The organism is Arcanobacterium pluranimalium (assembly GCF_016907845.1).
Lineage (GTDB): Bacteria > Actinomycetota > Actinomycetes > Actinomycetales > Actinomycetaceae > Arcanobacterium_A > Arcanobacterium_A pluranimalium.
Map to the genome: position 1 here is coordinate 1302520 of NZ_JAFBCS010000001.1, position 24783 is coordinate 1327302.

The window sequence follows — 24783 nt, forward strand, 5'->3', positions numbered from 1 at the left end:
GCGCATCCAGCTGATTTAGGCGGCATACAGTGACGCTACCTGTGTATATAGACCGCAACATGACGTTTGCCCAGGTGGGCGACGTCGTCGTGCTCTCTGGTGAGGAAGCTCGCCACGCAGCCACTGTGCGTCGCACGCGCTGCGGGGAGCTTATTGACGTGGTGAACGCCCAAGGTTTGCGGGTGAGGATCGAAGTCAATGACGTTGCGAAAAGCCAGCTCGCCGGTATTGCTCGAGAGGTAGTGCAAGAATCTCGGCCCGATACTGCGATTACTTTGGTGCAGGCGCTCGCTAAAGGTGGGCGCGATGAGCAAGCTGTGGAAACGTCTACCGAATTTGGTGTAGATGAGGTAATTCCATGGGAGTCACAGCGGGCGATCGTTACGTGGAGTCAATCTGGCAAAGCAGCTAAGGGAGCTGCAAAATGGCAGCTTACGGCTGATGCGGCTGCCAAGCAATCGCGGCGATCTTATGTGCCCGTGGTGAGCGAAGTGCTCAAATCGCGCGAACTAGCTGGAAAAATAGCTCAGTGGGTAGCAGATGGCGGCCTCGTATTTGTGTGTCATGAAGAAGCAACGGTTTCTTTAGTGCAGAGCTTGCAACAGTTGCGCTCAGAGCAGGGGCGTCCTTCAAAAACTGCGACAGGCATGCGCTTACTGCCTGCTCATGTGAGTGTAATTGTGGGGCCGGAGGGCGGAATTACTGCGGAGGAGATTGCGATGTTTACGGCTGCCGGTGCGCAAACTGTGCTGCTTGGTCAACACGTTTTGCGATCCGCTACGGCTGGATCGTGGGCAATTGCCGTTTTGCGGGCTTTCAGTGACGCTTAGATCTCGCGATCTGAGGTAAGATTGAATTGATGACGAACGACGCACACATACAGCGAACAGTTACCGTTCCAGATAGAATTCCCATGATCAGCTTGCTTGGTCACAGCGATGGAGTTTTGCGAGTTCTTGAAAAAGGCCTTGCACCTGCTACTTTGCATGTGCGTGGGCACTCGATTTCAATCACCGGGGATGCGGCGAACGTCGATCTAGCTATTGAGTTGATTTCGGAGCTGATCGCCGTCGTATCGCTGGGAGAGCACCTGACGGTCGATGCCGTGGAGCGGGCAATTTCTATGACGAAATCCGGGATGACACGACCAACCGAGCTGCTCAACGCCGATATTTTGACGGCGCGCGGCAAGACGATTCGGCCTAAAACACTCGGTCAAAAAGCTTATGTGGACGCGATCGATGAAAATACCGTGATTTTTGGCATCGGCCCAGCTGGTACAGGTAAAACCTATCTTGCCATGGCAAAGGCAGTGGTTGCTTTGCAAAAGAAAGAAGTCTCGCGCATTATCTTGACGCGCCCTGCTGTGGAAGCTGGAGAATCACTCGGTTTCTTGCCTGGTTCACTCAACGACAAGATTGATCCTTATGTGCGTCCGCTTTACGATGCGCTGCACGATATGGTGGATCCTGACGCGATTCCAAAGCTGATGGCAGCGGGAACTATTGAAGTAGCGCCGCTGGCGTATATGCGCGGGCGCACGCTCAATGATGCTTTCATTATTTTGGACGAGGCGCAAAACACCACTCCCGAGCAGATGAAGATGTTCTTAACCCGCCTTGGCTTTGGCTCGAAAATGGTAGTTACTGGCGACATCACTCAAATTGATCTGCCCGGTAAAGTACAATCGGGTCTGCTACTAGTGCGCCGCATTTTGCGGGAAGTGGATGGAATCAAGTTTTCTGAACTCGGTTCGGCAGACGTCGTGCGTCACCGCCTAGTGGCCGATATTATTGACGCCTATGCTCGATGGAATGATGAACAATGATTGAAGTTAATGATGAATCGTCGTTTGAGCCGGCTCCGAATCTGGAGGAAATCTCCGAATTAGGAACCTGGCTTTTCGACCAGATGCGCGTGCATCCGCAGGCAGACCTCAACATTGTGCTGCTTGACGAATCTGCGATGGCACAGCTGCACGTCGAATGGATGGATTTGGAAGGCCCAACTGACGTGATGTCATTCCCGATGGATGAGCTGCGTCCAACTCCGCCAGGGCAAGAGCCGGTTGAGGGAATTTTGGGCGATATTGCGATTTGCCCACAGGTTGCTGCGCGGCAAGCTTTGCGGTCTGGGCATGCAACTATGGAAGAAATTCTGCTGCTCACAACGCATGGCGTGCTCCATCTCCTCGGTTATGACCATGAGGAAGAGGACGAGCGCAAAGAAATGTTTGATCTGCAACGCCGCTTGCTTTTGAGCTTTTTGGCTCGCAAACCGCAAAACCCGAACGAGCCTATTCGCGATTTTGGCGACATCGACGACATCGCGCCAACCATTGATTAGGTGACGTACTGTGAGTGATTTTGCTTCGATCCCGCTCAGCGTGGAAATTATTATTGCTGTGCTCTCGCTGTGTGCGATGTCGTATACGGGCGTTATTGCGACTGCGGTCAATCGGCTAACTCGCTCCGAAGCTGCTGAAGCTGCAGCGCAGGGTGTGGGCGGTAAGTACATTGCGAAAATCGTGCATGAGCGCGTTTGCGCTATCACGGCAACCCACGGCGCCCGCGTTATTTTTGCTGCTATTTTCGCTATTTCCACCGCTGCTGCTCTCAATCGTTTCACACAAAATTTTTGGCTTTTGCTCGCGCTTTCACTCGCTGTTATTGCTGCTGGCAGTGCGATTGTGTCTTTTATATTCCCTGGTTCTTTTGGCCGTAAACACCCCTTGGGAGTGATCCGCAGCGTCAATTATCTTTTGTGGGCATTAACTAAGCTCACGGCCGTGTTTGTGGGTCGTCGAGAAGCGGTGGACGACGAAGAGCGAGAGAACGAAAACGAAGATCAGCTCGCTTTGATGGTGGAGCGCGTTTCAGAATCCGAAGCGATTGAAGACGACGAGCGCTCGCTTCTTCATTCGGTGTTCGAGCTTTCCCGCACGCGAGTGCGCGAAGTGATGGTTCCGCGCACGGATATGATTTCGATTGGCGAGGATGAATCCGTGGATCGGGCATTTTCGCTGTTTGCGAGGTCAGGCTTTTCGCGCGTGCCGGTGATTGGCGATTCGGTGGACGATCTGCGTGGCGTGCTTTATCTTAAGGACGCGATTCGGCGCGTTCACCATCGCGTCAATCCCAAAGAGATCACCGTGGCAGACGTGATGCGCAAGCCTGTGTTCGTGCCTGAAACGAAGATGGTCGATGCGCTTTTGCACGAGATGCAGGCGAATTCGGTGCATATTGCACTTGTGGTGGACGAATACGGCGGCATTGCTGGCTTAGTGACCATCGAGGATTTGCTTGAAGAGCTTGTGGGTGAGATGGTTGATGAACACGATGTGGCTCATCCAGAAGTTGAGGCTCTGGACGATGGTACGTTCCGTGTACCTGCACGTTTGCCGATTGATGATTTGGGCGAGCTTTTCGGTTTGAGTATTGAAGACGACGATGTAGACACCGCCGGTGGTCTGCTTGCGAAAGCTTTGGGTCGGGTTCCGATTACGGGTTCGCGCACGAAAGTGCAGGGCTTAGAATTGGCAGCAGATCGTTTTGAAGGCAGACGTAAACGTCTTGCAACAATTATTGCTTCACTAGCACCAGAGGAAAATATTGATGAATGATTCGTGGCCAGAGGATTTTCGTGCGGGATTCACCGCGATTGTAGGGCGTCCTAATGCGGGGAAGTCCACTCTCACAAATGCGCTCGTGGGGCAGAAGATCGCTATTACTGCGAATCAACCAGAAACCACGAGGCGTGTGATCCGTGGCATTGTCAATCGCGAAGAAGGTCAGCTCATCATTGTTGACACCCCTGGTTTGCACCGTCCGCGCACATTGCTCGGCGAGCGCTTGAACGATATGGTGCACGAATCCTTGGCAGACGTCGATTGTGTGGCACTGTGTTTGCCTGCGGATGAGAAGATCGGCCCTGGGGATCGTTTCCTCTTGAATTTGGTCAAGCAGACAAAAGCACCGATCGTTGCCGTGATTACGAAATGCGACAAAATTTCGCGAGAAGCCTTAGCAACTAAGCTCATTTCGATACAAGAGTTTTATGCCGATTTTGCCGAAATTGTGCCAATTTCTGCGGTAAAGGGAGATCAAATCGAGCTGCTCACTTCTTTGCTTTTGGAAAGAATGCCGCTGTCTCCACCGCTTTATCCGCGCGATGCAGTTACTGATGAAACGGAAGAAGATTTGATTGCGGAAATGATTCGTGAAGCCTCGCTTTCGGACGTGCGCCACGAACTTCCGCACTCGATCGCCGTCGTCATTGAAGAAATGGAAGAACGCGAACGCGCTGGCGGTAAAGGTGAGCCGATTTTGGCTATTCACGCTTCTGTGTTTGTAGAACGAGATTCGCAAAAAGGTATTGTGATTGGTACCGGGGGCGCGCGGCTGAAGAAAGTTGGGCAAGAGGCACGGCACAATATCGAGCGCCTGCTGGGTCGTCCGGTTTACTTAGATATTCGTGTGAAAGTTGCTAAGGACTGGCAGCGTAATCCAAAGCTGCTGGGTCGGCTCGGATTCTAAAGCGCAAGCTCGCGCTCTCGCGCAAAATTTTGCTTTTGCCCGAATACTGGCAATCGCCGGAATGCTGGCAATCGCGCAAGTACTGGCCATTGCCCTGAACCTTGGCAACTACCTACGTGGCTATTCGCCTACTTTCCGCAGATATCCCACGATTTGAGCCAATATGCTTATCGGCGCATTTTATCTTAAGGTAGAGATATGTATATTTTGGGGATGTTTCTTCTAAATCGCCGCGGCGAGGTTCGCTAGATCGACTCCTCTCCGCGGGTAACTGGCGTCGATCCACGAACGAGCTACATATAGGAGAGTTATGAAAACCCAAGGTTTCAATCGGGCACAGAGCAATTCGTCGATGCCAATCTCAAAGTACCAACATTTTCTTGATGCCAATCCGATAGCGTTGCCAGATCGCACCTGGCCGAATAATAGAATTACTCGCGCGCCACGGTGGCTTTCAACTGATTTGCGTGACGGCAATCAGTCGTTGATTGAGCCGATGAATCCCGAGCAAAAACGTAAGATTTTCCAGTTGCTTGTGGGCATTGGCATCAAAGAAATTGAGGTGGGATTTCCGGCTGCTTCACAAACCGATTGGGATTTTGTGCGATCCTTGGTGCAGGACGATCTCGTCCCAGAAGATGTGACGATCTCAGTGCTCACACAGTCTCGCCCAGAGATTATTCACCGCACTATTGACGCATTGCAGGGTCTGCCGCGAGCCACTGTGCATCTGTATAACGCGACGTCGCCAACTTTCCGCTCCGTCGTCTTTAATAATGACCGTGAGCAGACGAAGCACTTGGCGGTCTCGGGCACGCAAGAAGTGCTCGCCTATATGGAAAAGACGCTCGACGATACCACGATTGCCGGATTTGAGTACTCACCAGAAATTTTTGTGGATACTGAGCTGGATTTTGCGCTGGAAGTGTGCGAAGCAGTGATGGACGTGTGGCAACCAGATCACGACCGCGAGATTATTCTGAATCTGCCAACCACGGTCGAGCGCTGCACGCCCAATGTTTATGCTGATCAGATTGAATGGATGAGTCGCAATCTTTCGCGGCGCGAATTCGTGGCGCTTTCGGCCCACAACCACAATGATCGCGGCACGGGTGTGGCCACCACTGAGTTAGCCTTGCTTGCTGGCGTTGATCGGGTAGAGGGCTGCCTGTTTGGGCACGGCGAGCGCACCGGCAACGTCGATCTTATTACGGTGGCTTTGAATCTGTTTTCCAGCGGTGTTGATCCACAGCTCGATATTTCGAATATTGACGAGATCCGGCGCACGGTAGAGCACTGCACGAATATGGACGTGCCGCCGCGCACCCCTTACGCTGGTGATTTGGTGTATACCTCGTTCTCGGGCTCACATCAAGACGCGATCAAAAAGGGATTTGCAGCACGAGCTAAAGCGGTTGCCCAAGCAGGAGGCGATGAAAACGCGGTGGTGTGGAATGTGCCGTACTTGCCGATTGATCCGCAAGACGTTGGGCGCAGCTACGAGGCCGTGGTGCGGGTAAATTCGCAGTCTGGCAAGGGCGGCATTGCATATTTGATGTCCGCCGTGCACGGCATGGATTTGCCGCGACGTTTGCAAATCGAGTTGGCGAGAATCGTGCAGCGTTATACGGATCGCTTTGGCGGCGAGATCACCGCCGACCAGCTGTGGCGTATTTTTACCGACGAGTTCTTGCCGTACACTCTGGCACCTGATTTGCAGCCGTGGGGTAAGTATGCGCTGCGTGGTACCAATATTTGGGCTGACGACGACGGCGCACGGACCGTTTTGACCGTCACGATTTCCCAGCCAGTTGCGCTAAATGATGGAGATGAGTCAGCGCGCGAAGATCGGACGGTTGAAGCGGCTGGAAATGGCCCGATTGATGCATTCGTACGTGCCATTGCTCAACTCGGCATTGAGATTGAGATTTTGGATTACGTGGAACACGCGATGTCTGCCGGTGGGGACGCCCGGGCTGCATCGTATGTGGAGTGCAATATCGGCGGCCAAATCTTGTGGGGCGTAGGCGTAGATTCTTCTACGATTCGCGCTGCATTTAACGCGATTGTGTCGGCGGTGAATCGGGCGCTTCGCTAAGGAGTGGCTATGCGCGCGGCACGTGAGTGACACGGTGATCAAAAGTTAAGCGAATCCGCATTGAAACATCGCAAAAAGATATTTCAAATACCGTGTTTTGGCCAATTTAGGGATATTCTAGAAAAATGAACAAAACCTATCGTGACCAAGCGATTGTGCTTCGCACCCACGATTTGGGTGAAGCAGATCGTATTATCACGATGTTTTCGCGTGAACACGGGAAAATCCGGGGCATTGCGAAAGGCGTGCGTAAAACCAAATCACGTTTTGGGGCGCGCTTAGAACCTTTTTCTCATGTTGATGTGCAGCTCTATTATGGGCGAACGCTCGATGTGATCACGCAGGTGGAAACGCTCAATGAGTATCACCGCGCGATTATCACGAATTATGATCTCTACACGGCTGCGAGCGCTTTGCTAGAAACTGCTGATCAGCTGATGCCCTCAGAAGGCGATCCTGATCTTGCCCAGTACCTGCTGCTTCACGGTGCACTTCACGCGATGGCCACCGGTGCTCACCACCAAGATTTGATTCTCTATTCCTATATTTTGCGGGCGATGAAGTATTCGGGATGGGAATTTGCAGTTTTCGAATGCGCCCGATGCGGGGTGGAAGGGCCGCATGAAGCGCTGAATGTGCATATCGGCGGTGCCGTCTGCGTCGATTGCCGCCCGGCGGGCTGTGCTATTCCGAGCGTCGAAACCTGGCAGCTGCTCGGCGCACTGATTTCAGGGGATTGGAAGATCGCGGCTCTCGCTGATGAACCCACCCGAAAGAGCGCTGGTGCTATTATTAGCGCGTATTTGCAGTGGCATATGGAAAAGCAGGTGCGCTCCTTGAAGTATGTAGATAGTAGGTTGATTTCATGAACGCCAGTTATATTTCTCCACCAGCACATTCATCGGGTGAGTGCGCTCCGCAGATGGAGCGCCAGCAGGTGCCAGAGCATATCGCCATTGTGATGGACGGAAACGGACGCTGGGCAAATGCGCGCAACTTGCCACGCACTGAGGGGCATAAAGCAGGTGAGCTATCGTTGATGGACGTGATAGCTGGCGCAATAGAAGTGGGCGTGCGGGTGGTGTCCGTTTACGCTTTTTCCACCGAGAACTGGCGGCGTTCACCGCAAGAAGTAGCGTTCCTCATGGGCTATTCGCGCGACGTAATCCATCGGCGTCGGGATGAGCTCAACTCGTGGGGCGTGAAAATCCTGTGGTCAGGCAGGAAGCCGCGCCTGTGGAAGTCTGTAATAAAAGAGCTGAAAGAAGCTGAGGAACTCACCCGGGGGAACGACGTCATCACCGTGAATTTTTGTGTGAACTACGGCGGCCAGGCCGAGGTGACGGACGCGGTGCGCAATATTGCAGCTCGGGTGGCACGCGGTGACTTGAAAGCGGATCGTATCACCCCAGAGACTATTTCACGCAACCTCTATCAGCCACAGCTTCCACCAGTGGATTTGTTTATTCGCACTGGTGGCGAGCAGCGCATTTCGAATTTTATGTTGTGGCAGTCGAGTTATGCGGAGTTTATGTTTGTGGATGTGCCGTGGCCAGATTTTGATCGTCGGCATCTGTGGGATTGCATTTGCCGGTACGCTAACCGTGACCGCAGATTTGGTACGGCCGTTGATACGGTGAGGGAAAGGTAACTGTGATGCTCAATCAGGTAGATCTTCGCGGACGTAACTTAACGCAGGCGGAGCTTGCGCAGGCTTTGCCGCGTGCAGAGTTGAATATCGAGCGTGCTTTGGAGGCAGTGGCTCCGATTATTGAATCTGTTCGCGACGCCGGTGCGGTTGCCTTACGTGATCTGGCCGAGCGTTTCGACGGCGTGCGTCCTGAGTATCTGCGTGTGCGACAAGAGGCGCTTGACCGCGCCGAGGCAGAGCTGAGCGCCGATCTGCGTGAGGCTTTGTTGATGTCGATTGACCACAATCGCCGTGGACATGAGGCACAGTTACCGCAACCGCAAGAGACGCAGATCGTGCCTGGTGGCGTGGTGCGCCAACGATGGATTCCGGTGAAGCGCGTGGGTCTGTACGTGCCTGGTGGTTTAGCAGTTTATCCTTCGTCGGTGATTCACAATGCGGTGGCAGCGCAGGTAGCAGGCGTGGAGACGATCGCTTTGGCTTCGCCACCTCAAAAAGAATTTGGTGGATTGCCACACCCCACAATTTTGGCGGCGTGTAAGCTGTTGGGCATTTCGGAAGTGTATGCCGTGGGTGGGGCGCAAGCGATTGCGATGTTTGCTTATGGCGCACGCGGTGCTGATGTGCAGGTAGACGGCGAGGTGCTGTGCGAGCCTGTAGATGTGGTGACCGGACCAGGCAATATTTATGTGGCGGCGGCGAAGCGTGCAGTGCATGGCGTGGTGGGAATTGACGCCGAAGCTGGCACTACGGAAATCGCTATTATTGCTGATGAAGTGGCATGCCCCGAGTATGTGGCTGCTGATTTAATTTCTCAGGCTGAGCACGATCCTTGCGCTGCTTCGGTACTGATTACTCATTCGCTCGATTTAGTATCCAAGGTAGAGGAAGCATTAGAGCAGCAAGTTGCGCAGACTAAGCATTCACAGCGTGTGCGTACGGCTTTGAGTGGACCGCAGTCTGGTGTGGTTATCACAAGTGATTTGGGGCAGTCGGTGCAGGTTGCTAATGCTTATGGCGCTGAACACTTAGAGATTCACACCGCGCAGGCGCGCGACGTGGCGCAGAAGATTCATAATGCAGGTGCGATTTTCGTTGGCGCATTTTCGCCGGTTCCATTGGGTGACTATATGGCGGGATCGAACCATGTGCTGCCTACGGGTGGCACTGCTCGTTTTGCTGCGGGGCTCAACGTGATGGCCTTTATTAAGCCAGTGCAGGAAATTGAATACACCCGCGAGGCGATGAGTGGAATGTATCCAGCTTTGGCTGCGGTTGCTGTGGACGAGGATTTACCGGCGCATGCGCAGTCGTTGGAAGTGCGGATCAGCAACCAGTTTTAGATGATTGCGACTCGACCGATTTGGCGCAATAAAGCGGCAAATCGGTCGAGTGTAGTTCGTCATAGCAGAGTTGGTTGAGTCCTTTATGCTGGCACCAAACCGCCCACCAAAGAACCAATACCGTATGTGACGATCATGGCGATATTGCCCCACACAATATTCCTAATCGTTGCGGGTATCACTGGGGCTTCGCCGAGTTTTGCCGATACCACTCCAGTGATCGTTAAAGAAACGCTCACAGCAATCACCGTGATAGTTACCGCCCACTGCGTAGGGCTAAGCAAAATAGCAAGCAGCGGGATAATCGCGCCAAGCGCAAAGGCTGCCATCGAGGCAAGCGCAGCATGCCAAGGATTCGTAAGCTCATCTGGATCGATGCCCAATTCAAAGCGAGCATGCGCAGCTTCGGCGTCTTGATCTGTACGACTCAACTCACTTGCCATACGACTTGCCAAAAACTTGGACACTCCATGCCCGGCAATAATTCCAGCCAGTCTGCGCTGTGAACCAACCGGATCTTTCGCAATAGCTTTACGTTGCCGTACAAGCGCTGCCCGTTCCGAATCGCGCTGTGTAGAAACAGACACAAACTCACCGGCAGCCATTGATAGCGCGCCTGCAACAAGACCCGCCACGCCAGATACGAAAAGGGCGTGGGAATTAACGGCTGCACCAGCAACGCCAACTACCAGACCAGCGGTCGACACAATACCGTCGTTGGCACCGAGCACTCCGGCACGCAACCAGTTGAGCCGCGAATTCATCGCACCGTCTTGAGCCTCAATGACTTCCAAAGTCTCAACATCTGTATTGTCATCCACGCAATTATTACACGCGCTAACATTGTTCATAGTTCGAAAATATTGAGTTTTTTCAATTAATACCAGCAAGGGGAGGCTTACCTTGGAGCAAGAAACAAACCCAACTCGGGACGTATTTTTGCCCTTCCGTGCCGATCTACGTGGGCAATCACCGTATGGCGCTCCACAACTCGACGTACCCGTGCGTCTTAATGTGAACGAAAACCCATATTCGCCCTCAAGCGATCTGTGCGAGGCGATCAGTGCTTCCGTTACCGCGGCCATAAAAGATCTCAACCGCTACCCAGACCGCGATTTTTCAAAGCTTCGGTGCGACCTCTCTGATTACCTTGCGGAGGAGTCTGGCGTGCGAATTGCCCCCGATTTGGTCTGGGCTGCTAATGGTTCCAACGAGATCATGATGCATATTTTGCAGGCCTTTGCTGGACCGCAGCGTGTGGTGGCAAGTTTTTTGCCCAGTTATTCGATGTATCCCGAATATGTACGCGATTCATTCAGCACGTGGGTTGCTGGCACGCGCAAACCGGACTTCTCACTTGATTTTGACGAAATACGGCGAGTGCTTGACGTTCACCACCCGAGCGTCGTCTTTCTTGCCTCACCAAACAATCCAACCGGTACCGCGTTAAGCGAAGCTGAGTTGCGTGAAATTCTCGAGCTCACACGCGAGTCTGGTCCGCTCATGACCGCCGACGTTCCTGCACGGCGCGCCGCAACGCGAGACAATGCGGTGACGCGCGATACCGACGTCTGTGTTACTGACGACGACGGCGTTCCTGCACGCCGCACCGCGACGATCGTCGTGGTCGACGAAGCCTATGCAGAATTTCGACGAGCAGGTGTGCCTAGTGCCTTAGAGCTGCTTGAGCGCTACGAGCACCTCATTGTTACGAGGACTATGTCGAAGGCCTTCGGTGCTGCTGGATTGCGATTGGGTTATATGGTTGCGGCAAAATCGATCATTGAGCAGATTATGCTCGTGCGCTTGCCGTATCATCTTTCCGCCATCACGCAGGCCGCCGCCTCAGCAGCCCTGGCAAATCGATCAGCATTGATGGAGCAAGTGGCACAAATCCGCGCCGACCGCGACTCACTAGCTCACTCATTGCAAGAAATGGGCTTTGAGATTGCACTGTCAGATGCGAATTTTGTGCTTTTTGGCAAAATCGCTAATCGTCACCAAACATGGCAAGATTTACTTAACGAAGGCGTGCTGATTAGGGAAGTTGGGCCGGACGGCTGGTTACGAGTGAGCGTTGGTACGCCAGCCGAAAACGAACGTTTCCTCTCGGCGCTGCACAAGGCGCATGTCGACCACATGTAAACTGAAAACGCTAACCTAGCACTATACAAAAGCAAGGAATTCTGAGAAAGGCGCAACCATGAGTGAGCGGATTGCGAGTTTTGCCCGAGAAACATCCGAGTCGGCGATTTCGGTAGAAATTAATCTCGATGGGCACGGGCGCACCGATGTTGATACCGGCGTGCCATTCTTCGACCATATGCTCACTGCGCTGGGTAAACATTCCCTGATCGACTTGCGCGTTCAGGCTAAGGGCGATGTTCATATCGACGTGCACCACACTGTTGAAGATACGGCAATTTGCCTTGGACAAGCTCTCCAAACAGCACTTGGCGATAAAACGGGAATTGCCCGTTTTGGCGATGCTCTCGTTCCTCTCGACGAAGCTCTGGCACGCGCCGTCGTCGATGTGGCAGGGCGGCCATACGTGGTGCATCGCGGTGAGCCAGTCGGGCAGGAATATCACTTGATAGGCGGACATTTCACCGGTTCCATGACGCGCCACTTTTTCGAGTCTTTGGCCTACAACGCCGGGATTTGCTTGCATATCGAACTCCTCTATGGGCGCGACCCGCACCATATTGTAGAAGCGCAGTTCAAAGCACTTGCGCGAGCTTTGCGCGCTGCTGTGGCATGCGATGATCGCGTTGAGGGCGTTCCGTCAACGAAAGGTGCGCTGTGAGCTCACGTAAACGTATTGTGGTGCTCACACCTTTTGATAAGCCAGAGGTTGTGGCAGCAATTTTGGCAATACATAAGGTGGATGTGCACGTATTGCAAACCCATTCGGGAGTAATCGTAGTTCGTGACGTTCCGGTGCCGACTTTTGATGACTGGGATATCGCAGAACTTCTGGGCGGCGATCCTGAATTCGGAGGTGACGTGACTTCACAAAGCGCGGCAGGAACGCACCCCCAGGATGCCACTCAAGATCCGAACGAGCCTACCGCGATTGCGGCGCACCTGTCTCGAATGGCGCCAGGCTACGGAGTGGTGCTTATCAGCGCAGAGTTGGGCGACGACGTCGGTGGGGAACCGGGCGTATCTGGCCTGGTTACGGCACGGAGAGTGATTGATCAAAAACTGGGAGACGAAATCGCACCTGGATTACTGCTCAATTCACTCGATCCAATCATTGAACAGATAATCTTGGGAGCTGCGCCAGTTGCTGAACTCAAAGGAGCTCTCCACACCAGCGAGCTACCGCCCGAGCTACAAAATCAATTTTTCGGGAACGACCGCACTGGAGACGACGACTAAATGCACAAGATTGTGGTGTTGGATGCCGATACTGGCAACGTGCGCTCGGTGGTGCGCGCACTGGAACATGTAGGTGCCAACGTTGAACTAACCGCTCAACCAGAGCTGGTCATGAACGCCGATGGGCTGGTAGTGCCCGGTGTGGGTGCATTTGCGGCAGTGATGAACAAAATTCGCGCTGTGCGAGCTGATCGGATGATTGAACGGCGGCTGGCCGGCGGCCAGGCGGTATTTGGTATCTGCGTGGGCTTGCAAATTATGTTTGACCGTGGCACAGAATTTGGGGCGCATGACGGATTAGCTCAGTGGCGCGGGTCCGTGGATATACTTGAAGCTCCAGTAGTTCCTCATATGGGCTGGTCGCAGGTGCGTCCTGGCAATGATTCTGCCTTATTTTCTGGCATTGAGAATGAACGCTTCTATTTCGTACATTCCTATGCGGTGCAAAGCGATCCCGCAGCACAGATGGCTGATGAAGCGGAGGTTTTTGCGCCGCCGATCGTGTCTTATGCCAATCATTACGGGGATTTTGTGGCTGCTGTGGAAAACGGTGCATTGTGCGCCACCCAATTCCATCCGGAAAAATCGGCTGATGCTGGCTTGCACCTGCTCGAAAACTGGCTTAAGACCTTGTGACAAGGCATTGGGAAAGACTGACTCGGCTACTACTAAGAGAGAATCTCATGAAAAAACTTCAATTGCTGCCGGCCGTTGACGTAGTGAATGGCCAGGCTGTGCGGTTGCTCCAGGGGGAAGCTGGCACGGAAGAGTCCTATGGCGATCCGGCGCAAGCAGTAGCAAATTTCATAGCTGCAGGAGCGTCTTGGATTCACCTGGTTGACCTCGATGCGGCTTTCGGGCGCGGATCAAATCACGAGCTGTTGGCGCGAATCGTACGCGATGTGCAGGGCGTGAATATCGAGGTATCAGGTGGTATTCGCGATGACGCTTCGCTGGCACGCGCTATTGAAGCTGGCGCTGCGCGCGTTAATCTTGGCACCGCGGCGCTCGAAAACCCACAGTGGACGGCTCGTGCCATTGAACGATACGGCGAGCAGATCGCCGTCGGTCTCGACGTGCGTGGCGAAACGCTTGCTGGACGTGGGTGGACGTCTGAGGGCGGAAATCTGTGGGAGGTGCTTCAACGTCTGGACGACGCCGGTTGCGCGCGTTACGTCGTCACTGACGTTGAGAAAGACGGTACCTTGCGCGGGCCAAACGTGGAGCTACTGCGGCGGGTTTGCCAGGCGACGGATCGCCCGGTGGTCGCTTCCGGTGGAGTGTCTGACTTAGAAGATTTGCGCGCTTTGCGTGAGCTGACCGACGTTGGTGTGGAGGGTGCTATCGTTGGAAAAGCCTTATACGCTGGAAAAATGACTCTAGAACAAGCTCTCGTTGTTGCAGAAGGATAGGATTTTTGCCTGATATTGATCGTTTATTAGCTCCCAATCCTTTCGCAGGCGACGACGGTGCGCGCACTGAATCTGTGACGCAAGCCTTGGATGCAGAGCTACGTTTTCGTGCTGAACGTCTTGTGAGCTGCTTGGATCGAGTCTTTATGGCGGTTTTCCCGCACGAACACCCAGGAAGAACCAGTGATGGTTCGGTGATACCACACGAAAAAAGACCAGATCCGCGCAGCGTGGACTCCCAAGATTTCGTGCTCGTAGATTTTCCTGGAGGGCGGCAGGCGACGCCGATGTTTACCAGTGCGCAAGCCTTGGCTGAATTTGCGCCTGCGGCTCGACCCGCTCCTTTGCGAGCTTCTGAACTGGCGCAACTAGCAGTGCGGCGTTCTGGGGGATTGATCGTGCTTGACCCCGGTTCTGCACACCAGATGTGTTTAGGGCGCTCTGCTGTGATTTCGCTGGCAGCTAGAGTGGAATGGGTAGCGCCGTGGCACGATCCGAAAATTGTGGACCTTTTAGAGCAGTACCTAGCTCAGGCCGGGTACTCGTGGAGGTTGAGCGTGCACCCGCAGCCTGCAAATATTGCGCAAGTGTATGTGCATGTGCCACAAGGTACTGCTTTAGAGCATGCCAAAATGGCTATCTCGCAGTTATTGCGAGGGATCGAAGAGATCGACTACGTGCGCTCACGCCTTGACGTGCTGGAAGTAGCGCCGGTGCCTGAGACTCACTGAGGTAGCGACTGTAGCGTGCATGCGAAGCTCCCAGTGTGGGGCAGTGGGGAAACTCACGGCAAAGTGAACGCTAAATGTGGCTAAATTCTTGGTGAATCTCGTCTGTGCTGGTAGTGTTATATCCGACCGACCGGCAGATTGCCGGAACGCAAGCGGAGAAATCCCACCTGGGTTCCACTCGATTAGGAACCGGGTTTTGGAAATACGGTTAGCGCCGTATGCCCTCTGGACTCCGTGCGCGTCGCACTCGAAGTTAGAGGAGCAATTATCAACGAGCCAAGAGTCAATGATCGAATTAACGTGCCTGAAGTGCGTCTTGTTGGCCCAGGTGGCGAGCAAGTCGGAGTAGTTCGTATTGAAAACGCGCTGCGTCTCGCTCAGGAAGCTAATCTCGATCTTGTAGAGGTTGCCCCAGATGCCAAGCCGCCAGTTGCGAAGCTGATGGACTACGGAAAATTCAAGTATGAGGCAGCCCAAAAGGCACGAGATGCACGTCGTAATCAGGCCAATACACAGCTAAAAGAAATTCGTATCGGTTTGAAGATTGACCAGCATGACTACGAAACCAAACTCAAGCGAATCCTCAAATTCCTTGATGGTGGAGACAAAGTCAAGATTCAATTGCGCTTCCGTGGGCGTGAGCAGTCACGACCAGAGCAAGGTCTGCGCTTGATGGAAAGAATTTCACAAGATGCTGCAGAAAACGGCATTGTGGAATCAGCTCCACGAGTAGATGGTCGCGCGATGGTCATGGTACTTGCCCCGATTCGACGTAAGTCTGAAGCTAAATCGGATCAGCGCCGTCGTCGTGAAGCAGAGCGGGAAAACCGCCGTGCGAACGAAGCTCGCCGCGCTCAAAAGAATAACGAGCGCGTTGCAGGCAAAACGGAACACGGCGAGCAAGCACCAGCCGACGACGTTAACGCTGAGTAATTTCGGGTAAAGCAAACACGAACACACTCCCATGAGGAGTACTTATTGCTGCGTTGAGCAGCTAGAGGGAGCATGAAAATGCCAAAGATGAAGACACACTCCGGAGCTAAGAAGCGCTTCCGCGTGACCGGCAAGGGAAAGCTCATGCGTGAGCAGGCGGGTAAGCGCCACCTTCTTGAGCACAAGTCATCGCGTCGCACTCGCCGTCTGTCCTCGGATCAGCTGGTAGCACGTGCAGATGTGAAGCAGGTTAAGAAGCTGCTGGGTCGCTGAAGAAGCTTTAGGAACAAGGAGAAATAGAAGATGGCACGCGTAAAGAACGCCGTAAATTCCAAGAAGAAGCGTCGCACTACGCTTGAGCGCGCATCAGGCTACCGTGGTCAGCGTTCGCGCCTTTACCGCAAGGCAAAGGAACAAGTTACACACTCAATGGTGTACAACTACCGCGATCGCAAGGTGCGCAAGAACGAGTTCCGCAAGCTTTGGATCGCTCGTATCAATGCTGCATCACGCGCAAATGGTATGACCTACAACCGCTTCATGCAAGGCCTTAAGCTTGCAGGTATCGAGGTTGATCGTCGTATGCTCGCTGAGCTCGCTGTGAACGATGCTCCAGCATTTGCTGCAATCGTTGAAATGGCTCGTAAGGCTCTGCCTGAGGACGTCAACGCACCTGTAGCCTGAGCGGTTACTTGATCTGGCAGTGGCTCGAAATCTGAGGATTTCGAGCCACTTTCGTATGCGTGCATACTTGCGTATTTGCGTGCATATTCGTATCTGTACGCAGTTTTGTGCCCGTGTGTAGTTTGCACTCGTAGCGCATTTTGTACCTATGTGCAGTTATCCTAAGCACCTGCTCTGCTCCCTTGAGCATACGCATAGGCATGAAGTGCAGCGAGAAAACCGAGCGCTAAGCTTTCGAAATTGCTACAATATTGCAAAATGGACAGAATCTTGGCGCAAAGGTGCGCTTGTATATGAGCTGTTAGCGAGGAAATATTTTGGGAAAACACACCTATCCACTTGGAAATATAATGATTGGTATTGGATCGGCAGCGCTGCAAATTGAAGGTTCGTTGCCGCGTTCAACGTGGCATGTGTGGGCTGAAACCCCAGGTAAAGTGGCCGATGGCACCAGTCCGAATCCCACCACAGATCACTGGCGCAGATGGCGCGAAGACAACCAGATCATGGCTGATCTCAATCTGCAAACGGCACGTATTGGTGTGGATTGGGCGCGCATTGAGCCAGAGTTTAGAGCGTTTGACGACGCCGCGCTGGCGCGTTATCGGGAAGAGATTGACGATCTTATTGCTAAGGGAATTCATCCATTGGTGACGCTCCACCATTTTGGACACCCGCTGTGGTTTGAAGAACTAGGGGCATTCAACAAGCAAGAAAATATTCGTTACTTTATTGAATTTGTGGAGCGCGTGCTCGAGTATCTCGGACCAGTGGTGAGTGACTGGATCACTATAAACGAGCCGAACGTCTACGCCACTCAGGCGTACTTATTCGACTACGGCCCTATTGTTAATGGCAAGAGCTGGAAAAACTTGCGTTCTACACTGCGAAATCTCGCAGTTGCCCACATCAAGGCCTATCAGCTGATTCACGAGCGGATCGACGCCGGAGAGCGCGTCGCTTGCGTAGGTTTCGCCCATCATCGGCGCGTTTTCGCACCTCTCAATCCAAAGAATCCCTTGCACCAGATCTTCACGCGCATAAATGAGCAGCTATTTCATCGTGAAATCGAAGAAGCCTTTTTCAGCGGGAAATTTGGACGCTTCCTCGGGAAACCGGTGGGTATCAAGCCTGGCCGCTACTGCGACGTCATCGCTATTAATTACTACTCCCGCACTGCCGTAAGAGGTCTTGACGACGGCGTATTCCCAGGCGTTCCCACAACCGATTTGGGCTGGGAAATCTATCCACAAGGAGTAGCGATTGCGGCACGTGAGCTCTATGGACGCTACCGACTTCCCATCTGGATTACTGAAAACGGCACGGCGGATAACGGAGATTCCTCGCATTTAGAAAAATTCCGGTGCTCGTTTATTCTTGATCATTTGAAAGAAATCCTTGGCAGCAACTTGCCTATCGAGCGTTATTACCACTGGTGCTTCGTAGACAACTGGGAATGGTCTGACGGAATGGAACCGCGTTTCGGCGTCGTCTATCTTGACCGTGAAACTCTTGAACGCAAGCCAAAGCCCTCGGCCTACATGCTGCGCGACCTTATCAACGCAGGTGCGATTACTGATGAGATCGAGAAAAAATACCGCGAAAGCTGAGTGTACCTTTGGGAACTCGCCACTAGGTGTGCGAGAATTGTAGGCGAACAACGAGACTCAAGGAGAAAACGTGGTTGAGATTATTGATGCCAGCATCAAAGAAAGCAAGATTGATGGTCTTAAGATCATCACACCGAAGCAGATCACGGACGAGCGCGGCACGATTCGCGAGCTATTCCGTTTTTCCTGGCTGAAAGAAAACGGCATCGTATCCTCGTTCGAGCAGTGCAATAACACGTTGACTCACCGGGGAGCGGTGCGCGGCTTACATGCCGAAGCAATGACTAAGCTCGTGACGGTGGCTTCTGGCGAAGTCTTTGGAGCATACGTTGATATTCGTCCCGATTCACCCACTTTTGGCGCAGTCGAAACCGTGCGTATCAAGCCAGGTGTGATGGTGCTCGTTCCAAATGGCGTGTGTAACGGATTCCAAGCAGCAGGCGAGAGCGCCGATTCCGAGTACATCTACTTCTTTGACCAGGAGTGGAAGCCAGGCATGCCGGGTTCGGCACTGACGCCACTCGACCCAGAATTGGGCATCGAATGGCCGCTTCCTATTGATGTGAATGATCGTTCGCAGATTTCTGAAAAGGATCTCAACGCGCCAACTTTGGCACAATTCAAAGCTGCACATGCCTCGTAATCATATAGAGGAAATGACGGGACAGCTCAAGAAAGTTCTTGGGCTGTTTCGTCGTTCAAACCGGTACCGTTATGTGCAAGCCGTAGTTGAGGGGCCGCAGGCTGTTCGTGAGCTGCTGAAATTTGCTCCTGAGCTGATCAGAGACGTTTATGCCACTAACGCTGCTCTCAATGCTCATCGGGATATTGACGAGCTTTTGAAGCGGCACGATCCTTATACGCACATCCTTAGCGAAGAATTGTGTAACCGACTCAGTTCGGACGCACAAGGAATTCTTGCCGTGATGAATATTGCCGACGAGCCAGACCTTGATGAGATCTTTGCACAGTCGCAATTGCTTGTGATGGCGGTCAATGGTTCCGATCCCGGAAACGTGGGCACGATTATTCGCTCCGCGGACGCAGCGGGAGCGAACGCCGTCGTCCTTGGGCATGGTTCGGTGGACGCGAGCAATCCGAAAGTCATTCGTTCCTCGGTGGGTTCGGTTTTTCATCTTCCGATTATTGAAGACGAACATGCTGGTGACGTCGTGGAGCGTGCTCACGCGCACGGTTTTATTGTTCTACTTGCCGACGGCGCAGGCCAGTACAAGCTCAATGATCTTTCCGACGCCGCTTGCCAAGCACATTTTGAGGGTCGCGCGGTAGAAGGCCTAGATTTGCGGGCGAGAACCTTGTGGTTGGTTGGCAATGAAGCGCACGGTTTTACGGATGAGCAGCGCAAATTAGCTGATTATATTGTGTCCGTGCCTATGTGGGGGCACACTGAATCGCTCAATGTGGCTATGGCTACGACCTTGTGTCTCTATGCGTCTGCGCAGGCGCAGGCGCGATAACGTGCACGGTTGCGGTAACAGGGCAGTTGCGATAATACGGATAGTGGCATCGCGTTACGTGCTGCAGTGTTACGTGTGAAAATGGGCGTGATACCTGGGAGAAATAGGCTTATTGCCTGGGAGAAAGCGCGATTCTGATTCTTATTAAAGCTCAGACTCCGCATCGAGCCAGCCCAGAACTCCGCTGTATTTCGTAGATTTGCTTGCAAAAGCGATTGCTTCTCGCAAAGCAGTGAGCGGATTTGAGGCTTGGGGGAGAAAAGCCGTAAAAGAGCCATGCAACACATCGCCTGCGCCAAGGGTATCTTTCACAGCAACGCGCGGAACTTGGATCTGTACCTCTTGCTGACCAGCAATGGCGTGTACTGGTTGCTCTCCGGCAGACTGCGCGAGAAGCTGAAAATCATAGCCGCGCAAATAATCAAAGGTGAGTTCTTGAGTAGAGCCGGGGTGCACGAAATCTTGTGAAAGAATAACGTGCGTAGAGAGCGGTAAGAGTTCTTCCGTTCCCGCTTTCCACGAGCCACCGTCAAAAATAACCGGAATACCGGCGTCTTTACAACGTTCCGCAAATAATTTTTGCAGCTGTGGCAGGTGGCCGTCGATTTCGAGGATTACGACGTCGTCGAGAATCGAGACGTCAGGGTTGCGAAATTTCCGATTGGGATTGTTGCGCGAGACGACGGTGCGCATTCCGGCGTCGTCCACAAAAACGGTGGACACTGGAAACTCTGAATCCGCAGCAAGATCAATAACTTCAATACCCTCAGCAAAGAGCTTTTCCAGGGCCAGACGTGCGAGGGGAGTGTCGCCCAGCAGAGTCACTAAACGAGCAGGGACGCCAAGAGCTGCGGCAGTGCGAGCAGCATTTGCGGCTGGACCTCCCACATCAAGCAGGGTTTGATGCGAAACAATCTTTTGATTAGCCTGTGGAACTTCCGTCACGTGCTGGGTTACGTCGATGGTGGTTAGTCCACAAAACAATGCAGTGCTCATAAATACAATCGTAAGATTTCTAACCATATGTGTGCATCTATGTGCGCGAAAGGGAAAGAACAATCACGAAATGAACGCGCTTCGCGTGTTGGCTTATAGCTCGGTAGACTAGTGCAGGTATGGATTATTTATTACTCCGAAATGTCACGTTTATGTGAAAGGTAATCATGGATCTCAGTCCATTAGACGAAACGGGAATCGCAGCAGCGGTGCGCTCAGCCTGCGCTGCATTCGATGCTGCCAACAGCCTAGATGAGCTCAAAGAAGCTCGTCTATGCCATATGGGTGATGCTGCGCCAATCACGCGCGCCAATATGGCAATCAAAAATTTGGACAAAGAGCTTAAACCTACGGCAGGTAAGCTCTTAGGCGCTGCACGAAAAGAAATCAGCAGTGCTTTAGCTCAAGCCACTGAGCGCATCGAAGCCCTCAATGAGGCGCGTATGCTCGCTGAAGAGACGGTCGATGTGACTGTGCCTACGCGCCGAGCGCCTCTTGGTGCACGTCATCCGCTCAATGTGCTCTTGGAGGACGTTTCGGATTTCTTTATCGGAATGGGTTGGGACGTTGTTGAAGGTCCAGAAGTTGAACACGAGTGGTTTAATTTCGATGCGCTCAATTTCGGTCCTGATCATCCAGCGCGGCAGATGCAAGATACTTTCTATGTGGCAGGCGTGGAACACGTGAGCTCAGAGTCTCAATCTGCACAGCCGATCGCCGCGCAACCAGGGCTGGTACTGCGCACGCACACCTCGCCTGTGCAGTCGCACACGCTGCTTTCGCGCGGAGCGCCTGTTTATATTGCCTGCCCAGGTAAGGTGTATCGCACTGATGCGCTCGACGCTACTCATACGCCAGTGTTCCACCAGATTGAAGGCCTTGCCGTTGATAAAGGATTGACGATGGAGCACCTCAAAGGCACGCTTGACCATTTTGCTAAGGCAATGTTTGGCCCGGAAGCAAAGACGCGTTTGCGCCCGTCGTTCTTCCCATTCACTGAGCCATCAGCGGAGATGGATTTGTGGTTCCCATTGAAGAAGGGCGGTCCAGGCTGGATTGAATGGGGAGGCTGCGGCATGGTTAATCCTGAAGTTTTGCGCAATGCGGGTATTAATCCAGATGAATACACCGGTTTTGCATTCGGTATGGGTATTGAGCGCACGCTGATGCTCCGGCATGGGATCGCGGATATGCGCGATATGGTTGAGGGCGATATTCGGTTCTCTTTGCAATTCAGCACCACGGGAAGGGGAAACTGATGCCACGTATTCCACTAGATTGGCTGCGTCAGCACGTTGACGTGCCTGCGGATCTCAGTGCTGAGGAATTAGCTGCTGCACTGGTAAAGGTAGGTTTGGAAGAAGAGACGATCCACCGTTCAGAAGTAACTGGACCGATCGTCGTCGGCAAGGTATTGACGCTCGAAAAGAACGAACAATCCAACGGAAAGCTCATCAATTACTGCCGCGTCGACGTCGGTGTGCATAACGATGCACCTGGTGAGGGGAAAGAGCCGTCTGAACTGCCATCGCGCGGAATTATTTGCGGGGCGCATAACTTCGTGGAGGGTGACTACGTCGTAGTTTCGCTGCCTGGTGCCGTGCTGCCTGGCGATTTTAAGATTGCAGCTCGCAAGACTTACGGACACATTTCTGACGGTATGATTTGCTCGCAGCGTGAGCTTGGCCTGGGCAATGACCACGATGGAATTATTGTGCTTGCGCATAACGACGACGAAGCACGCGAGCGCGGCATTCCAGCCATCGGTAGTGACGTGCTCGGTTTCCTTGGGCTTAACGATGAAGTCTTGGAAATCAACATCACCCCTGATCGTGGCTATTGTTTCTCGATGCGCGGCGTGGCTCGTGAGTATTCCCATTCCACGGGCGCTCAATTTACAGACCCTGCGCTGGAATCTGCCGCGGCAAAGAATGTGCCTGCAGTAAATAACGAGGGTTTCGCTGTTGAGATTGCCGACGACGCTCCGATTCACGGCGTGCCTGGATGCTCACGTTTCGTCACGCGCATTGTGCGTGGTATTGATGCCAGTGCGCAGTCGCCACAGTGGATGCAAGATAGGCTCACGGCGGCTGGTATGCGCCCGATTTCACTGGTGGTTGATGCAACGAATTATGTGATGCTCGATCTGGGGCAACCGCTTCACGCCTATGACCTCAACAAAACAGTTGCGCCATTGATCGTGCGCCGCGCGAAAGCTGGGGAAATCCTGCGTACACTCGACGGCGCCCCGCGCACTTTGGGCGACGAAGATTTGGTTATCGCCGATTCGCACGGTGGACGCGGTGCGCGCGCAGTTGGTCTAGCAGGCACGATGGGTGGTGCAAGCACCGAAATTTCAGATCAAACTACTGATGTGCTAATTGAAGCGGCACATTTTGATTCGGTATCGGTGGCACGTATGGCGCGCAATCACCGACTTCCATCGGAGGCCTCAAAGCGTTTCGAGCGTGGCGTTGATCCGCAGTTGCCGCCGATCGCTGCGCAGGCGGTAGTGGATTTGCTGGTTGAGTACGGCGGTGGCACTGCTGATCAGGCTAATTTTGAAGTGAATAATATTGCGCCAATTCCAGCGCTAGCATTCAATACTCGCGAAACACGGCGTCTGACTGGTCTGGAAATTTCAGCGAAGAAACAGATCGCTGTGCTGCAAGCAATTGGTTGTGAAGTGGAAGAAATTCCATCAATTGCCGGCGAAAGTGGCGAGGGCGATACTGAACTTTCGGTCACGCCGCCAGCTTGGCGACCAGACTTGGTAGGCGCTGCACACTTTGTTGAAGAAATCGCGCGACTGGTGGGATTCGATGAAATTGCTTCGGTCGTTCCATATGCTCCAGCAGGGCATGGCTTGGGTGTAGCTCAACGTCAGGCACGCGACGTGGCACGTGCGCTCGCCGAGCAAGGCTGGGTGCAGGTACTGAGCTATCCGTTCGTGTCAGGGCAGGTTTTCGATCAGCAAGGTATTGTGGACGACGACGCGCGCCGCCTCGCTATTCGTTTGCAAAACCCCTTGCAAGAATCTGCACCGTATATGCGGACGTCTATTCTCGACTCGCTGCTTGAAACTGCGAAGCTGAATGTGGCGCGTGGGCATAGCACTGTTGCGGTCTTTGAAACTGGCCTGGTGACGCATGCCCAAGGCATTGTGCCAGCGGTAAATCCAGGAGTTGGAAAGCGGCCATCGGATGCCGAACTTGGCGCGCTCGATGATGCCATCCCGACGCAGCCGCGGCATATTGCGGGTGTAGCTACTGCTCGAGCAACTGAACCTGCTGCTGATTTAGCTGCAATCACGTGGGATTGGCGAGATGCCATTGAAGCTGTTAAGACGCTCGGCCGCACTATTGGTGTAGAATTGCAAGTTAAGCAGGCACAATATGCGCCGTTCCACCCTGGTCGCTGCGCGCAAATCTGCGTTGGTGAAACCGTCATTGGCTATGCTGGAGAACTGGCTCCACAGGTGTGCAAGGCTTTTGACTTGCCTCAACGCGCCATCGCTTTTGAAGCAGATTTGGATGCCCTCTTTGCTGCTCGTGGAAATGCGCCGATCCAAGTAGCGCCAGTATCGACGTTCCCAATGGCTAAAGAGGATATTGCCATCGTGGTAGACGAGGATTTACCGGCTCAGGAAGTTGAGAAAGTGATGAAGCAGGTGGGCGGTGAAATCCTCGAAGACGTGCGTCTTTTCGACGTATATCGGGGAGATCAGATTGGTGAGGGCAAGAAATCTTTGGCTTTTGCCTTGCGTCTGCGTGGTCTCGATCATACTCTCACGGCTGAGGAAACTGCAGCACTGCGAAAGCGAATTGTTAAGCAATTGAAGAAAGCGTTCAATGCTGAGCTTCGGGGCTGATCGCAGCTGACGTGCTGTGATAGCCGCTTTGGGTGGAAGCAGAACGCGAATCTGCTT

Annotated in this window: 25 protein-coding genes; 23 read left to right on the forward strand and 2 right to left on the reverse strand. The window is 53.3% G+C overall.

Annotated features, from left to right (window positions below):
- Window positions 1–41 precede the first annotated feature (41 nt).
- From JOD55_RS05610 to hisD, 9 genes are all read left to right on the forward strand, one after another.
- The gene (locus tag JOD55_RS05610) at window positions 42–830 is read left to right on the forward strand and encodes a 16S rRNA (uracil(1498)-N(3))-methyltransferase (RefSeq protein ID WP_338022252.1); all 789 of its coding nucleotides are present in this window, start codon (window positions 42–44) and stop codon (window positions 828–830) included.
- A gap of 29 nt (window positions 831–859) precedes the next feature.
- Window positions 860–1828, forward strand: coding sequence for a PhoH family protein (locus JOD55_RS05615; protein WP_204399078.1), 969 nt, complete (start codon window positions 860–862; stop codon window positions 1826–1828).
- Complete coding sequence (gene ybeY / locus JOD55_RS05620; RefSeq protein ID WP_204399079.1) at window positions 1825–2346, forward strand: rRNA maturation RNase YbeY; 522 nt, start codon at window positions 1825–1827, stop codon at window positions 2344–2346. The genes JOD55_RS05615 and ybeY overlap by 4 nt, the downstream gene beginning before the upstream one ends.
- A gap of 10 nt (window positions 2347–2356) precedes the next feature.
- A complete protein-coding gene (locus JOD55_RS09345; protein WP_204399080.1) occupies window positions 2357–3622 on the forward strand; it encodes a CBS domain-containing protein in 1266 nt (421 codons plus the stop codon).
- Window positions 3615–4535, forward strand: a complete 921-nt coding sequence (gene era / locus JOD55_RS05630; protein WP_204399081.1) for a GTPase Era — start codon at window positions 3615–3617, stop codon at window positions 4533–4535. The genes JOD55_RS09345 and era overlap by 8 nt, the downstream gene beginning before the upstream one ends.
- A 310-nt stretch (window positions 4536–4845) precedes the next feature.
- Window positions 4846–6633 carry a 2-isopropylmalate synthase gene (gene leuA / locus JOD55_RS05635; RefSeq protein WP_420827025.1) on the forward strand — a complete coding sequence of 596 codons (1788 nt, stop codon included), beginning with the start codon at window positions 4846–4848 and terminating at the stop codon, window positions 6631–6633.
- Window positions 6634–6758: 125 nt separating this feature from the next.
- A complete protein-coding gene (gene recO / locus JOD55_RS05640; protein ID WP_204399082.1) occupies window positions 6759–7502 on the forward strand; it encodes a DNA repair protein RecO in 744 nt (247 codons plus the stop codon).
- Complete coding sequence (locus tag JOD55_RS05645) at window positions 7499–8284, forward strand: isoprenyl transferase (RefSeq protein ID WP_204399083.1); 786 nt, start codon at window positions 7499–7501, stop codon at window positions 8282–8284. The genes recO and JOD55_RS05645 overlap by 4 nt, the downstream gene beginning before the upstream one ends.
- A gap of 5 nt (window positions 8285–8289) precedes the next feature.
- Window positions 8290–9627 (forward strand): histidinol dehydrogenase, encoded by a 1338-nt coding sequence (gene hisD, locus JOD55_RS05650; RefSeq protein WP_204399084.1) that lies wholly within the window; start codon window positions 8290–8292, stop codon window positions 9625–9627.
- 83 nt (window positions 9628–9710) lie between these two features.
- Here the strand turns inward: hisD and JOD55_RS05655 are convergent, their stop codons facing one another.
- Window positions 9711–10448 carry a VIT1/CCC1 transporter family protein gene (locus JOD55_RS05655; RefSeq protein ID WP_338022204.1) on the reverse strand — a complete coding sequence of 246 codons (738 nt, stop codon included), beginning with the start codon at window positions 10446–10448 and terminating at the stop codon, window positions 9711–9713.
- Window positions 10449–10530: 82 nt separating this feature from the next.
- Between JOD55_RS05655 and JOD55_RS05660 the strand changes: the two genes are divergently transcribed.
- The 12 genes from JOD55_RS05660 to JOD55_RS05715 all read left to right on the forward strand — a co-directional run bounded on the left by JOD55_RS05660 (window position 10531) and on the right by JOD55_RS05715 (window position 19859).
- Window positions 10531–11772, forward strand: a complete 1242-nt coding sequence (locus tag JOD55_RS05660) for a histidinol-phosphate transaminase (RefSeq protein ID WP_204399086.1) — start codon at window positions 10531–10533, stop codon at window positions 11770–11772.
- Between the two features lie 58 nt (window positions 11773–11830).
- Window positions 11831–12433 (forward strand): imidazoleglycerol-phosphate dehydratase HisB, encoded by a 603-nt coding sequence (gene hisB, locus JOD55_RS05665; protein WP_204399087.1) that lies wholly within the window; start codon window positions 11831–11833, stop codon window positions 12431–12433.
- Window positions 12430–13011, forward strand: a complete 582-nt coding sequence (locus JOD55_RS05670; RefSeq protein ID WP_204399088.1) for a hypothetical protein — start codon at window positions 12430–12432, stop codon at window positions 13009–13011. Before hisB ends, JOD55_RS05670 begins: the two co-directional genes overlap by 4 nt.
- Complete coding sequence (gene hisH / locus JOD55_RS05675; RefSeq protein ID WP_204399089.1) at window positions 13012–13647, forward strand: imidazole glycerol phosphate synthase subunit HisH; 636 nt, start codon at window positions 13012–13014, stop codon at window positions 13645–13647.
- A 47-nt stretch (window positions 13648–13694) separates the two neighbouring features.
- Complete coding sequence (priA, locus tag JOD55_RS05680) at window positions 13695–14423, forward strand: bifunctional 1-(5-phosphoribosyl)-5-((5-phosphoribosylamino)methylideneamino)imidazole-4-carboxamide isomerase/phosphoribosylanthranilate isomerase PriA (protein ID WP_204399090.1); 729 nt, start codon at window positions 13695–13697, stop codon at window positions 14421–14423.
- Window positions 14424–14428: 5 nt separating this feature from the next.
- A complete protein-coding gene (locus JOD55_RS05685) occupies window positions 14429–15154 on the forward strand; it encodes an SseB family protein (protein WP_204399091.1) in 726 nt (241 codons plus the stop codon).
- A 234-nt stretch (window positions 15155–15388) separates the two neighbouring features.
- A complete protein-coding gene (gene infC, locus JOD55_RS05690; RefSeq protein ID WP_338022206.1) occupies window positions 15389–16087 on the forward strand; it encodes a translation initiation factor IF-3 in 699 nt (232 codons plus the stop codon).
- Between the two features lie 78 nt (window positions 16088–16165).
- Complete coding sequence (gene rpmI, locus JOD55_RS05695) at window positions 16166–16360, forward strand: 50S ribosomal protein L35 (protein WP_204399092.1); 195 nt, start codon at window positions 16166–16168, stop codon at window positions 16358–16360.
- Between the two features lie 30 nt (window positions 16361–16390).
- Entirely contained in the window at window positions 16391–16771 is a 381-nt protein-coding gene (gene rplT / locus JOD55_RS05700; protein ID WP_131280403.1) for a 50S ribosomal protein L20, read from the forward strand.
- A gap of 350 nt (window positions 16772–17121) precedes the next feature.
- Window positions 17122–18381, forward strand: coding sequence for a glycoside hydrolase family 1 protein (locus JOD55_RS05705; protein ID WP_204399093.1), 1260 nt, complete (start codon window positions 17122–17124; stop codon window positions 18379–18381).
- Window positions 18382–18451: 70 nt separating this feature from the next.
- Window positions 18452–19024, forward strand: a complete 573-nt coding sequence (locus JOD55_RS05710) for a dTDP-4-dehydrorhamnose 3,5-epimerase family protein (protein ID WP_204399094.1) — start codon at window positions 18452–18454, stop codon at window positions 19022–19024.
- Between the two features lie 13 nt (window positions 19025–19037).
- Window positions 19038–19859, forward strand: coding sequence for a TrmH family RNA methyltransferase (locus tag JOD55_RS05715; protein ID WP_204399095.1), 822 nt, complete (start codon window positions 19038–19040; stop codon window positions 19857–19859).
- Window positions 19860–20003: 144 nt separating this feature from the next.
- On the opposite strand, the gene JOD55_RS05720 is transcribed toward JOD55_RS05715, so the two are convergent.
- On the reverse strand, window positions 20004–20855 hold the full coding sequence (locus tag JOD55_RS05720; RefSeq protein ID WP_204399096.1) for a PfkB family carbohydrate kinase: 852 nt from the start codon (window positions 20853–20855) through the stop codon (window positions 20004–20006).
- Window positions 20856–21022: 167 nt separating this feature from the next.
- On the opposite strand from JOD55_RS05720, the gene pheS reads away from it, so the two are divergent.
- Complete coding sequence (gene pheS, locus JOD55_RS05725) at window positions 21023–22114, forward strand: phenylalanine--tRNA ligase subunit alpha (protein ID WP_204399097.1); 1092 nt, start codon at window positions 21023–21025, stop codon at window positions 22112–22114.
- On the forward strand, window positions 22114–24726 hold the full coding sequence (gene pheT / locus JOD55_RS05730; protein ID WP_204399098.1) for a phenylalanine--tRNA ligase subunit beta: 2613 nt from the start codon (window positions 22114–22116) through the stop codon (window positions 24724–24726). The genes pheS and pheT overlap by 1 nt, the downstream gene beginning before the upstream one ends.
- The last annotated feature ends 57 nt before the right edge of the window (window positions 24727–24783 follow it).

What these genes read in the sequence shown, in the direction of transcription:
- priA (WP_204399090.1), top strand. Translation starts at nt 13,695, where the DNA reads ATGAAAAAACTTCAATTGCTGCCGGCCGTTGACGTAGTGAATGGCCAG.
- ybeY (WP_204399079.1), top strand. Translation starts at nt 1,825, where the DNA reads ATGATTGAAGTTAATGATGAATCGTCGTTTGAGCCGGCTCCGAATCTG.
- hisH (WP_204399089.1), top strand. Translation starts at nt 13,012, where the DNA reads ATGCACAAGATTGTGGTGTTGGATGCCGATACTGGCAACGTGCGCTCG.
- JOD55_RS05705 (WP_204399093.1), top strand. Translation starts at nt 17,122, where the DNA reads ATGATTGGTATTGGATCGGCAGCGCTGCAAATTGAAGGTTCGTTGCCG.
- era (WP_204399081.1), top strand. Translation starts at nt 3,615, where the DNA reads ATGAATGATTCGTGGCCAGAGGATTTTCGTGCGGGATTCACCGCGATT.
- JOD55_RS05615 (WP_204399078.1), top strand. Translation starts at nt 860, where the DNA reads ATGACGAACGACGCACACATACAGCGAACAGTTACCGTTCCAGATAGA.
- JOD55_RS05720 (WP_204399096.1), bottom strand. Translation starts at nt 20,855, where the DNA reads ATGAGCACTGCATTGTTTTGTGGACTAACCACCATCGACGTAACCCAG.
- pheS (WP_204399097.1), top strand. Translation starts at nt 21,023, where the DNA reads ATGGATCTCAGTCCATTAGACGAAACGGGAATCGCAGCAGCGGTGCGC.
- pheT (WP_204399098.1), top strand. Translation starts at nt 22,114, where the DNA reads ATGCCACGTATTCCACTAGATTGGCTGCGTCAGCACGTTGACGTGCCT.
- JOD55_RS05645 (WP_204399083.1), top strand. Translation starts at nt 7,499, where the DNA reads ATGAACGCCAGTTATATTTCTCCACCAGCACATTCATCGGGTGAGTGC.
- hisB (WP_204399087.1), top strand. Translation starts at nt 11,831, where the DNA reads ATGAGTGAGCGGATTGCGAGTTTTGCCCGAGAAACATCCGAGTCGGCG.
- recO (WP_204399082.1), top strand. Translation starts at nt 6,759, where the DNA reads ATGAACAAAACCTATCGTGACCAAGCGATTGTGCTTCGCACCCACGAT.
- leuA (WP_420827025.1), top strand. Translation starts at nt 4,846, where the DNA reads ATGAAAACCCAAGGTTTCAATCGGGCACAGAGCAATTCGTCGATGCCA.
- JOD55_RS05715 (WP_204399095.1), top strand. Translation starts at nt 19,038, where the DNA reads ATGACGGGACAGCTCAAGAAAGTTCTTGGGCTGTTTCGTCGTTCAAAC.
- rpmI (WP_204399092.1), top strand. Translation starts at nt 16,166, where the DNA reads ATGCCAAAGATGAAGACACACTCCGGAGCTAAGAAGCGCTTCCGCGTG.
- rplT (WP_131280403.1), top strand. Translation starts at nt 16,391, where the DNA reads ATGGCACGCGTAAAGAACGCCGTAAATTCCAAGAAGAAGCGTCGCACT.
- hisD (WP_204399084.1), top strand. Translation starts at nt 8,290, where the DNA reads ATGCTCAATCAGGTAGATCTTCGCGGACGTAACTTAACGCAGGCGGAG.